The 11,736-nt window shown below is 67.3% G+C and carries 9 protein-coding genes and 1 pseudogene; all 10 read left to right on the plus strand.

Annotated elements, in window-relative coordinates; genetic code table 11:
- Window positions 1-262: 262 nt before the first annotated feature.
- Entirely contained in the window at window positions 263-2,380 is a 2,118-nt protein-coding gene (locus BW39_RS04020; RefSeq protein ID WP_043819972.1) for a 3-hydroxyacyl-CoA dehydrogenase NAD-binding domain-containing protein, read from the plus strand.
- A gap of 108 nt (window positions 2,381-2,488) precedes the next feature.
- A complete protein-coding gene (locus BW39_RS04025; RefSeq protein WP_043819975.1) occupies window positions 2,489-3,670 on the plus strand; it encodes an acetyl-CoA C-acyltransferase in 1,182 nt (393 codons plus the stop codon).
- Between the two features lie 166 nt (window positions 3,671-3,836).
- Window positions 3,837-5,033 (plus strand): acyl-CoA dehydrogenase family protein, encoded by a 1,197-nt coding sequence (locus BW39_RS04030; protein WP_043819977.1) that lies wholly within the window; start codon window positions 3,837-3,839, stop codon window positions 5,031-5,033.
- Between the two features lie 22 nt (window positions 5,034-5,055).
- Window positions 5,056-6,192, plus strand: coding sequence for an acyl-CoA dehydrogenase family protein (locus BW39_RS04035; RefSeq protein WP_012203326.1), 1,137 nt, complete (start codon window positions 5,056-5,058; stop codon window positions 6,190-6,192).
- A 16-nt stretch (window positions 6,193-6,208) separates the two neighbouring features.
- The gene (locus BW39_RS04040; RefSeq protein WP_013804147.1) at window positions 6,209-7,009 is read left to right on the plus strand and encodes an oxepin-CoA hydrolase, alternative type; all 801 of its coding nucleotides are present in this window, start codon (window positions 6,209-6,211) and stop codon (window positions 7,007-7,009) included.
- Between the two features lie 42 nt (window positions 7,010-7,051).
- Window positions 7,052-8,308, plus strand: a complete 1,257-nt coding sequence (locus BW39_RS04045; RefSeq protein WP_034390422.1) for a CaiB/BaiF CoA transferase family protein — start codon at window positions 7,052-7,054, stop codon at window positions 8,306-8,308.
- 118 nt (window positions 8,309-8,426) lie between these two features.
- Window positions 8,427-9,446, plus strand: a complete 1,020-nt coding sequence (locus BW39_RS04050) for a Bug family tripartite tricarboxylate transporter substrate binding protein (protein ID WP_013804145.1) — start codon at window positions 8,427-8,429, stop codon at window positions 9,444-9,446.
- 65 nt (window positions 9,447-9,511) lie between these two features.
- The gene (locus BW39_RS04055; protein ID WP_043819980.1) at window positions 9,512-10,525 is read left to right on the plus strand and encodes a Bug family tripartite tricarboxylate transporter substrate binding protein; all 1,014 of its coding nucleotides are present in this window, start codon (window positions 9,512-9,514) and stop codon (window positions 10,523-10,525) included.
- Window positions 10,526-10,532: 7 nt separating this feature from the next.
- Window positions 10,533-11,507: an NAD(P)H-dependent flavin oxidoreductase gene (locus tag BW39_RS04060; protein ID WP_012203331.1), complete on the plus strand. Its 975-nt coding sequence runs from the start codon at window positions 10,533-10,535 to the stop codon at window positions 11,505-11,507.
- Between the two features lie 122 nt (window positions 11,508-11,629).
- Window positions 11,630-11,736 (plus strand): annotated as a pseudogene (locus BW39_RS30840) (electron transfer flavoprotein subunit beta/FixA family protein); the annotation flags it as partial.

The raw sequence follows: 11,736 nt of genomic DNA on the forward strand, positions 1-11,736 counted from the left end.
AACAGCGAGATCGAGCGCAAGAGCAGAGGGCATAAAACTGGCGCAACTCAAAGCGAGGGACACCGAGGAAGGGCCGTCCCGCACCGAGGGTGTCGTCCCCCTCCCCCGCGAAGCGGGTAGAGAGGGGGAAGCGGCGTAAGCCGCTCAGGGGGTTGTCAAATACGTTTTTACAGTCTGTCAATGATTCATGGGATTGTAAAGAACCATTGTCGTGGCAAGAATGGATGTTTTGAGTGGAAAACCCAAGTTCGGAGACATACAGATGAGCGAACAAGCCCAGGCTTCCGTGGTCCAGACCCGCCTTGATGGTGCCGTGCTGGTGGTCAGCATCAACAATCCCCCCGTGAATGCCCTGGGCCAGGCCGTGCGCGCCGGCCTGCTGGCTGCCGTGGAGCAGGCCGAATCGGATGCCGCCGTGAAGGCCGTGCTCATCGTGGGTGAGGGCAAGGCCTTCATCGCCGGAGCAGACATCCGCGAATTCGGCAAGCCCGCCATGCCGCCCTCGCTGCCCGAGGTGCTCAATCGTCTCGAAGCCTCCGACAAGATCGTGGTCGCCGCCATCCATGGCCCGGCCCTGGGCGGCGGCCTGGAAGTGGCCATGTCGGCCCACTACCGCCTGGCTTTGCCGGCTGCCAAGCTCGGCCTGCCCGAAGTCAACCTGGGCCTGCTGCCCGGCGCTGGCGGCACGCAGCGCGCACCGCGCCTGATGGGCGTGAAGGCGGCCGCCGACCTCATGCTCAGCGGCAAGCACCTGTCGGCCAAGGCCGCGCTGGCCGCCGGCCTGGTGGACAAGCTGGTGGACGGCACCGACGCCACGGCCGCAGGCCTGGTCTACGCCAACGAGCTGCTGGCATCCAATACCGCGCCGCGCCGCACGCGTGACATCGAGATTGCCGACAAGGCCGCCGCCCTGGCCGAACTCGACGCGCTGGCCGCCGAGACCGCCAAGAAGAGCCGCGGCCTGTTCTCGCCGCTGAAGATCGTGGAATGCGTGCGCGCCGCCGTGGAGCTGCCCTTCGACGAAGGCATCGCCAAGGAGCGTGCCCTGTTCGTGGAATGTCTGAACAGCCCGCAGCGCGCCGGCCTGATCCACGCCTTCTTCGCCGAGCGCGAAACCGCCAAGATTCCCGAAGCCAAGGCCGCCGCGCCGCGCCACTTTGCCAAGATCGCCGTCATCGGCGGCGGCACCATGGGCGCCGGCATCACGGTGTCCGCGCTGGACGCGGGCCTCACGGTGACCATGATCGAGCGCGACGCCGAGTCCATCGCGCGCGGCCAGGCCAATGTGGAGAAGGTCTACAACGGCCTGATCGCCAAGGGCCGCATGACCGAGGAGGCCAAGGCCGCCGTCATGGCGCGCTACACGCCCAGCACCTCCTATGACGACATCAAGGATGTGGACCTGGTGATCGAGGCCGTGTTCGAGGACCTCGAAGTCAAGAAGGCCGTGTTCAAGGAACTGGACCGCGTCTGCAAGCCCGGCGCCGTGCTGGCCACCAACACCTCCTACCTGGACATCGACGCCATTGCCGCCGCCACCTCGCGCCCGCAGGACGTGATCGGCCTGCACTTCTTCAGCCCCGCCAACATCATGAAGCTGCTGGAGATTGTGGTGCCCGCCAAGGTGGCGCCCGATGTGGTGACCACGGCCTTCGAGCTGGCCAAGCGCATGAAGAAGGTGCCTGTGCGCGCCGGCGTCTGCGACGGCTTCATCGGCAACCGCATCCTGGCCGTCTACAAGCAGGCTGCCGACTACATCATGGAAGACGGCGCCAGCCCCTACGAGATCGACGAGGCCGTGCGCAGCTTCGGCTACCCGATGGGCCCGTTCCAGGTCACCGACCTGGCCGGCGGCGACATCGGCTGGGCCACGCGCAAGCGGCGCGCGGCCACGCGCGATCCCAAGGCCCGCTACGTCGAAGTGGCCGACCGCGTCTGCGAGCGCGGCTGGTTCGGCCAGAAGACGGGCCGTGGTTTCTACCTCTACCCGCAGGGCGCGCGCGTCGGCCAGCCCGACCCCGAAGTGCTGGCCATCGTCGATGCCGAGCGCGCCAAGAAGGGCGTGACGCCGCGCAAGTTCACCCCTGAGGAAATCATGCGCCGCTACATGGCCGCCATGGTCAACGAAGGCGCCAAGGTGGTGGAGGAGGGCATTGCCCTGCGCCCGCTGGACGTGGACGTGACCTTCCTGTCCGGCTACGGCTTCCCGCGCTTTCGTGGCGGCCCCATGAAGTGGGCCGACATGCAAGGTTTGGACAAGGTGCTGGCCGACATCCGCGAATTCGCCAAGGAAGACGCGCTGTTCTGGAAGCCTGCTCCCCTGCTCGAAAAGCTCGTGGCAGAAGGCCGTGATTTCGAAAGCCTGAACAAGGCGGTGTAAGCCGCCCCCGCGTTTCCCCGCCATGCCCTTGACCCGCTCCGTCCAACGCAGAGCGGGCAGGGCCGTGCACAACCACAACAATTTTCCAGAGACAAGCAAGGACCGACCATGCGCGAAGCCGTCATCGTTTCCACTGCCCGCACGCCCCTGACCAAGTCGCACCGCGGCGAGTTCAACGTCACGCCCGCCGCCCAGCTGGCGGCCTTCTCGGTCAAGGCCGCGGTCGAGCGCTCGGGCATCGACCCGGCCATGATCGAGGACCTGATCCTGGGCTGCGGCAACCCCGACGGCTTCCAGGGCCGCAACCTGGGCCGCCAGACCGTGCTGCGCGCCGAGCTGCCCCTGTCCATCGCGGGCACGACCATCACGCGCTTTTGCGCCTCGGGCCTGCAGTCCATCGCCATCGCGGCGGGCCGCATCGTGGCCGAGGGCGTGGACGCCATGCTGGCCGGCGGCATCGAGACCATCTCGGGCATCCGCCCCGGCAACAACCTGCCCACCGACATGGACCCCTGGCTGGTCGAGCACAAGCCCGCGCTGTACATGGCCATGATCGACACGGCCGACATCGTGGCGCGCCGCTACGGCATCAGCCGCGAGGACCAGGACGCCTTCTCGCTGCAAAGCCAGCAGCGCACGGCCGCCGCCCAGGCCGCCGACCTGTTCAAGGACGAAATCATTGCCTGCGCCACGCGCATGGCCGAGAAGAACAAGGACACGGGCGAGATCACCTACCGCGACGTGGTCGCCACCAAGGACAACTGCAACCGCGCCTCCACCACGTTGGAAGGCCTGGCCAAGCTGGAACCCGTCAAGGGCCCGGACCAGTTCATCACGGCCGGCAATGCCTCGCAGCTGTCCGATGGATCGTCGGCATGCGTGCTGATGGAGGCCAAGCAGGCCGAGCGCCTGGGCCTGTCCCCGCTGGGCGCCTTCCGCGGCTTTGCCGTGGCCGGCTGCGAGCCTGACGAAATGGGCATCGGCCCCGTCTTCGCGGTCCCCAAGCTGCTGGCGCGCCACGGCCTCAAGGTCGAGGACATCGACCTGTGGGAACTCAACGAGGCCTTCGCCTCCCAGGCCCTGTACTGCCAGCGCAAGCTGGGCATTCCCAACGAGCGCCTGAACGTCAACGGCGGCGCCATCTCCATAGGCCACCCCTTCGGCATGACGGGTGCGCGCCTGGCGGGCCACATCCTGCTGGAAGGCCGGCGCCGCAAGGCCAAGTGGGGCGTGGTCACCATGTGCATCGCAGGTGGCATGGGCGCCGCAGGCCTGTTCGAAATTTATTGAATAAGCACCCCCTGAGCGGCTGGCGCCGCTTCCCCCTCTCTCGCTTCGCGGGAGGGGAACGACGCCCTTGCTGCGGGGCGGCCCTTGCTCGGCGTCCCTCGCTTAGGGCACGCCTATTTCAGGGCTGCAAACGGCTTACAACGCCACGGATTACTGGGGAATAGCAATGGATTTGCAATTTACGACTGAAGAACTGGCCTTCCGCGACGAGGTTCGCAGCTTCCTCAAGGACAAGCTGCCCGAGGACCTGTCGCACAAGGTCAAGAACGGCCTGCAGCTGAGCAAGCAGGACATGGAGCGCTGGCACGCCATCCTCAACGAGCGCGGCTGGCTGGCCAACCACTGGCCCGAGCAGCACGGCGGCCCGGGCTGGAGCGCGGTGCAGAAATTCATCTTCGAGCATGAATGCGCACTGGCGGGCACGCCGCGCATCGTGCCCTTCGGGCTGAGCATGCTGGGCCCCGTCCTGATCAAGTACGGCAACGAGGCGCAAAAGGCCCACTGGCTGCCGCGCATCCTCAATGGCGCCGACTGGTGGTGCCAGGGCTATTCGGAGCCGGGTTCGGGCTCGGACCTGGCCTCGGTCAAGACGTCTGCCGTGCGCGATGGCGATCACTACATCGTCAACGGCCAGAAGACCTGGACCACGCTGGGCCAGCACGCCAACATGATCTTCTGCCTGGTGCGCACCAACCGCGAAGCCAAGGCGCAGCAGGGCATCAGCTTCCTGCTGGTGGACATGAACTCGCCCGGCGTGGAAGTGCGCCCCATCATCACGCTGGACGGCGAGCACGAGGTCAACGAAGTCTTCTTCACCGACGTCAGGGTGCCCGTGGAGAACCTGGTCGGCGAGGAGAACAAGGGCTGGACCTACGCCAAGTACCTGCTGACCTACGAGCGCACCAACATCGCGGGCGTGGGCTTCTCGGTGGCCGGCCTGGAAAAGCTCAAGGCCGTCGCCGGCCGCATGCTGCGCAATGGCAAGCCGCTGACCCAGGACCCGCTGTTTGCGGCCCGCCTGGCCAAGGTCGAGATCGACCTGGAGAACATGAAGACCACCAACCTGCGCGTGATCGCCGCCGTGGCCGGCGGCGGCGTGCCGGGCGCCGAAAGCTCCATGCTCAAGATCCGCGGCACCGAGATCCGCCAGGAAATCCTGTCCCTGGTGCGCCGCGCCATGGGCCCCTACGCCGCGCCCTTCATCGAAGAGGCCCTGCAGGCCGGCTACGACCAGCCTGCCATCGGCGACGCGGCTGCCGCCACGGCCGCCGCCGCGTACTTCAACTACCGCAAGCTGTCGATCTTCGGCGGCTCCAACGAAATCCAGAAGAACATCATCTCCAAGATGATCTTGGGCCTGTGATCGGCAGCAAGGAAAACGGAACATGAACTTCGAACACACCGAAGACCGCCGCATGCTGGCGGACAGCCTCAACCGCTTCGTCTCCGAGCAGTACGCCATCGAGGCGCGCAACCACGTCGCCTATGGCGAGGAAGGCCACAGCCCGCTGCTGTACGGGCAGTTCGCGGACATCGGCGCCATCGGCGCGCTGTTCCCCGAGGACGCTGGCGGCTTCGGCGGCCAGGGCTTCGACATCAGCGTGGTCTTCGAATGCCTGGGCCGCGGCCTGGTGGCCGAGCCGCTGCTGGGCGCCCTGGTCGTGGGCCAGGCCCTGATCGCGGCCGGCAGCGATGCGCAAAAGGAACAGCTGGCAGCCATCATCGGCGGCACGTCCATCGCGGCCCTGGCCCATGACGAGCCCGGCAGCCACTACGAACTCAACAACGTCGCCACCACGGCCGTGCGCAGCGGCGACGGCTGGGTGCTGAACGGCGCCAAGGGCGTGGTCGCCTTCGGCGAGAAGGCCGACCTGCTGCTGGTCTCGGCCCGCACCTCGGGCAGCCAGTACGACGAGGCCGGCATCAGCCTGTTCCTGGTCCCCGGCAATGCCGCAGGCATCCAAAAGCGCGGCTACAACCGCATCGAAGGCGGCCGCGCTGCCGAGCTGGTGCTGGACAAGGTGCAGGTCGGCGCAGACGCCCTGCTGGGCGAAGAAGGCCAGGGCCTGTCCCTGCTGGAACGTATCAGCGGCTACGCCGTGCTGGCGCTGACCGCCGAGGCCGTGGGCGCCATGGACGTGGCCAAGGACCAGACGCTGGAGTACCTGCGCACGCGCAAGCAGTTCGGCGTGCCCATCGGCAGCTTCCAGGCCCTGCAGCACCGCATGGCCGACCTGCTGCTGGAAGTGGAGCAGGCGCGCTCGGCCGTGATCAACGCGGCCGCCGCCATTGCGGACGAAGACCGCGTGGCGCGCGAGAAGGCCCTGTCGGCCGCCAAGTACAGCATCGGCCGCATCGGCACCCTGGTGGCCGAGGAAAGCATCCAGATGCATGGCGGTATCGGCATGACCTGGGAGCTGCCCCTGGCCCACTACGCCAAGCGCCTGGTCATGATCGACCACCAGTTCGGCGACGAGGACCATCACCTCTCCCGCTACATCGCACTCGGCTCGCAACACTGAGCCAAGGAAAGCCGCCATGACCGAAGCGAACCAAGTCCTGCTGACCCGCCGCGAAGGCGCCGTGCTGGTGCTGTCCAACAACAACGTGGCCGCGCGCAATGCGCTGTCGCCCGAGTTCTACGCGGCCGTCTCGGCGGCGCTCAAGAGCGCGGCGACCGACCCCACCGTGGGCGCCGTGGTGCTCACGGGCGAGGGCGGCCACTTCTGCGCGGGCGGCGACCTGCGCCAGCTGGCCAAGCGCCGCGAGCTGCCGGTGCAGGAGCGACGCGCCAAGCTCGAAGGCCTGCATGATCTGATCCGCAGCGTGCGCGACTTTCCCAAGCCCGTGATCGCCGCGGTCGAAGGCGCGGCGGCCGGCGCGGGCCTGTCGCTGGCCCTGGCCTGCGACATGCTGGTGGCCGCGAAGAACGCCGTGTTCTCGGTCGCCTACGTCAAGGTCGGCCTCACGCCCGATGGCGGCGCCACCGCCTTCCTGGCCGAGTTCGTCTCGCGCCAGGTGCTGACCGAGCTGTGCCTGACCGGCGAGCGCATCAGCGGCGAGCGCCTGCATGCCCTGGGCCCCGTCAACCGCCTGTCCGAACCGGGCCAGGCCCAGGCCGACGCCGTGGCGCTGGCCGCCCAGGTGGCCACCGGCCCCGACCAGGCCATGGCCCTGATCAAGGACCTGTGCCGCCAGGCGCCGCGCAACACGCTGGAAGAGCAGCTGGAGCTGGAGGCGCAGTACATGGTGCGCTCGCAGGAGAGCGAGGAATCGCGCGAAGGCATTGGCGCCTTCCTCGAAAAGCGCGCTGCCGACTTCACCAAGCTGCGCGGCTGAAACCGCTCAAGACCTAAAAGACTTTCCAAGGAGACAACGCACATGGCCGACAGCCACAACGATCAGAACCAGGACATCGACTTCCCGCTGGAGGGTGTGCGCGTGCTCGACCTCTCGCGCGTGTTCGCGGGGCCGCTGTGCGGCATGGTGCTGGCCGACTTCGGCGCCGAAGTGGTCAAGGTCGAGCACCCGGGCCGCGGCGACGACACGCGCGACTGGGGCCTGCGCATCGGCAAGACCGAGACCACCTACTACAACAGCATGAACCGCAACAAGCGGTCCATCACGCTGGACCTGCAGACCCCCGAGGGCGTGAAGATCGTCCACGACCTGCTGCCCCAGTTCGACGTGGTCATCCACAACTTCAAGACCGGCGGCGCCGAGAAGCTGGGCCTGGGCTACGAACAGCTCAAGGCCATCAAGCCCGGCATCATCTACTGCGCCGTGGCCGGCTATGACAGCAGCGGGCCCGAGGCCAAGCGCCCCGGCTACGACCTGGTCATCCAGGGCGAGGCTGGCCTCATGGCGCTCAACGGCGAGGCCGGCACGCCGCCGCTCAAGTTCGGCGTGGCCGTGGTCGATCTCATGACCGGCATGTACGCGGCCCAGGCCATCCTGGCCGCGCTGTTCCGCCGCGAGCGCACGGGCAAGGGCCGCCTCATCGAGATGGCGCTGTACGACAGCGGCATCATGATCACCGGCTACTACGGCCTGGACGCCATGCAGCTCGGCCATGACCCCGAGCGCTACGGCAATGCCCACCCCTCCATCGTTCCCTACGGCATGTACGAGGCCGCTGACGGCCCGCTGATCATCGCCGTGGGCAACAACGCCCAGTTCGACAAGTTCTGCCGCCAGGTGGTGATGCGCCCCGACATCGTCGAGGACGAGCGTTTCTCCACCAACGTCAACCGCGCCAAGAACCGCCTGGAGCTGGGCCCCATGCTCAAGGAACTGATCCGCTCCTTCCCGCGCGATCTGCTGCTGGAGCGCCTGACGGCCGCCGGCATCCCCTGCGGCCGCGTGGCCGGTCTGCACGAAGCCCTGACCAGCGAGCGCACGCGCCGTGGCGGCCTGCTGCAGGACATGCCCCACCCCGTGGTCGGCACCACGCCCGTGTTCGCGCCGCCCTACCGCCTGGACGGCCAGCGCCTGCCCATCCGCCATGCACCGCCCACGCTGGGCGAGGGCACGCGCGAGGTGCTGCACCGGCTGCTGAGCATGAGCGACGAGCAGCTGCAGCAGCTGCAGTCCAAGGGCGTGCTGACCCTGCCCGAGACGCCTGCGCAACAGGGATAAGAGGACCGATCACGCGACTGATTCCACGGGGGCCATTGATGCCCGGCTCCCGACCCGCCAGGTTTGCATGCCGCACCAAGACGGCACCCATAGACAGCAATACCCAGGAGACAAAACCATGAGCAACCAAGTCACACGCCGCGACATTCTTCAAGGGCTGGCCGCCATCGGCGGCACCAGCCTGCTGGCCACGGGTGCCACCAGCGCCCTCGCACAGGCCGGCAAGCCGGCAGCGTGGCCCACCAAGCCCATCCGCGTGGTCGTGCCCTTCAACGCGGGCGGCGCCACCGACATCATTGCGCGCACCATCGGCGAGGCCCTGGCCAAGCGCGTGGGCCAGCCCGTAGTCATCGACAACCGCGCGGGTGCGGCCGGCATCCTGGGCACGGACGCCGTGGTCAAGGCGCCCGCCGATGGCCACACCCTGCTGGTCTCGCTCAGCACCTCCATGCTGATCAACCAGTTCCTCTACACCAAGCTGCCCTACAACCCGCAAAAGGACATCGCCCTGGTCACCCAGATCGCGGCGGCGCCCGTCACCCTGGTGGTCCATCCCTCGGTGCCGGCCAACAACATGAAGGAGCTGCTGGCCTATGTGAAGGCCAACAAGGGCAAGCTCTCGTACGGCTCCTGGGGCGTGGGCTCGTATGCCCACCTGGCCGGTGCCTACATGAGCAAGACCATGGACGCCGACATGACCCACGCCGCCTACAAGGGCGAGGCGCCCATGATCCAGGAGCTGATCGGCGGCCAGCTGCAGATGTGCTTTTCCAGCGCGCTCAACACCAAGCCCTTCATCGACTCGGGCAAGCTCAAGGCCATCGGCGTCACGGGCAAGGAGCGCATGGAAATCCTGCCCAAGCTGCCCACCATCCATGAACAGGGCGTCACCGACGACGCCTACGCCATCTACGGCTGGGTGGCCATGGGCGCACCGGCCGGCGTGCCCAAGGAGATCGTGGACCAGCTCTACGGCCACCTTCGCGAAATCGCCAAGGACCCCAAGGTGCTGGAGCGCACCGTGGGCGCAGGCTTCATGCCGCTGATGAACAGCCCGCAGGCCTTCCGCGAGAACTACCAGCGCGACATGCCCATCTGGAAGGCGCTGGTGGAAGAAGCCGGCGCGAAGCTTGATTGATTTTTCCGGCCCGCAGCAGCGGGCCGCCACCGACGACTGCTGAGACAGCTTTGAGAGGAGACTTCATGTACACGCGCAATCCCGCATCCCCGGCACGCCCCACGCGGCGCAGCGTTCTGGCCCTGGCCGCAGCCCCGCTGCTGGCCGGCATGGCCGGCGGCGCCCTGGCCGAGACCGGCTGGCCCAGCAAGATGCTGCGGCTGGTCGTTCCCTTCCCGGCGGGCGGCCCCACCGACACGGCATCGCGCATCGTGGGCCAGAAGCTGGGCGAGCGTCTCAAGCAGACCGTGGTGGTGGAAAACCGCCCTGGCGCCTCGGGCTCCATCGCGGCAGTGCAGGTCGCCAAGAGCCCGGCCGACGGCTACACGCTGATGATGCTGGCCACGCCCACGCTGCTGGCGCCGCACCTGTACAAGAAGGCCGGCTACGACACCGTCAAGGACTTCACGCCCGTGGCCACGGTCTATGACCTGCCCATCGTCATCGTGGTCAACCCCACGCTGCTGCCCGACGTCACCGACCTCAAGAGCCTGATCGCCCACGCCAAGGCGCAGAAGGTCGCGCTCAACTACACCAGCTCGGGCGCAGGCAGCTTCGGCCACCTGAGCATGGAGCTGCTCAAGCAGATGGCCGGCTTCGACATGCAGCACGTGCCCTACAAGGGCGGCGTGCCCGCCATCACCGACACCATCGGCGGCCAGGTGCCCATCATGTATGCCGACCTCGTGGCCGCGCTGCCCCACATCCAGGCCGGCAAGCTGCGTGCCATCGCCGTGGGATCGCCCCAGCGCGTGGCCATGCTGCCCGACACCAAGACCATTGCCGAGCAGGGCATCAAGGGCTACGACGCCGTCTCCTGGGGCGGCCTGCTGGCGCCCAAGGGTAGCCCCAAGGCCGTGGTCGATCGCATCGCCAGCGAAGTGCAGCAGATCCTGGCCGACAAGGACATCCAGGAAAAGCTGCTCAACGCAGGCGCCATCGCCGCCTACCAGAACCCCGCCCAGCTGGGCCAGCGCATCCAGCAGGACTACACGCGCTGGGGCCAGCTGATCCGCGACAAGGGCATTGCAGTGGAGTGACATCGACATGAAGACACGCATCACCGAACTCTTTGGCATCGAGCATCCCATCATCCAGGGCGGCATGCACCATGTGGGCCTGGCCGAGTTGGCCGCCGCCGTCTCCAACGCGGGCGGCCTGGGGCTGATCACGGGCCTGACCCAGCGCACGCCCGAGCTGCTGGCGCGCGAGATCGCGCGCTGCCGCGAGATGACGGACAAGCCCTTCGGCGTCAACCTGACCTTCCTGCCCTCGGTCAACCCGCCCGACTACCCGGGCTACGTCAAGGCCATCATCGAAGGCGGCGTCAAGGTCGTGGAGACGGCGGGCAACAACCCGCAGAAATGGCTGCCCGCGCTCAAGGAAGCCGGCATCAAGGTCATCCACAAGTGCACCTCGGTGCGCCATGCGCTCAAGGCCGAGGCCATCGGCTGCGACGCCATCAGCGTGGACGGCTTCGAATGCGGCGGCCATCCGGGCGAGGACGACATCCCCAATTTCATCCTGCTGCCGCGCGCGGCCGAAGAACTGAAGATTCCCTTCGTCGCCTCGGGCGGCATGGCCGACGGCCGCTCGCTGGTGGCTGCGCTGGCGCTGGGCGCCGAGGGCATCAACATGGGCACGCGCTTCATCGCCACGCAGGAAGCGCCCGTGCACGACAACGTCAAGCAGGCCATCGTCGCGGCCAGCGAGCTGGACACGCGCCTGGTCATGCGCCCGCTGCGCAACACCGAGCGCGTGCTGACCAACCCGGCCACCGAGCGCCTGCTGCAAAAGGAGCGCGAGCTGGGCGCGGCCATCACCTTTGCCGACATCGCGCCCGAGGTGGCCGGCGTCTATCCGCGCATCATGCATGACGGCGACATGGACGCAGGCGTCTGGTCCTGTGGCATGGTGGCCGGCCTGATCAACGACGTGCCCACGGTCCAGCAGCTGATCTCCGGCATCATGGACCAGGCCCATGCACTGATCAACGAGCGGTTGGCAGGCCTGGCCCGCTGACCGCCCATCTTCACAGGGCTTACGCAAACAGGATGCGACAACGTGCTGCGCCCCATGGCAAGCCGCTTGCCTTGTTCCTTCTTGCGTAGGTCGTACTTCAAAAACCAGGAAAGAGCTTTCTCATGAAAATCCTTGTACCCGTCAAACGTGTCGTGGACTACAACGTGAAGGTCCGCGTGAAGTCGGACGGCACGGGCGTGGACATCGCCAACGTCAAGATGAGCATGAA

The sequence above is a fragment of the Delftia sp. RIT313 genome (assembly GCF_000632165.1).
Lineage (GTDB): Bacteria > Pseudomonadota > Gammaproteobacteria > Burkholderiales > Burkholderiaceae_C > Comamonas > Comamonas acidovorans.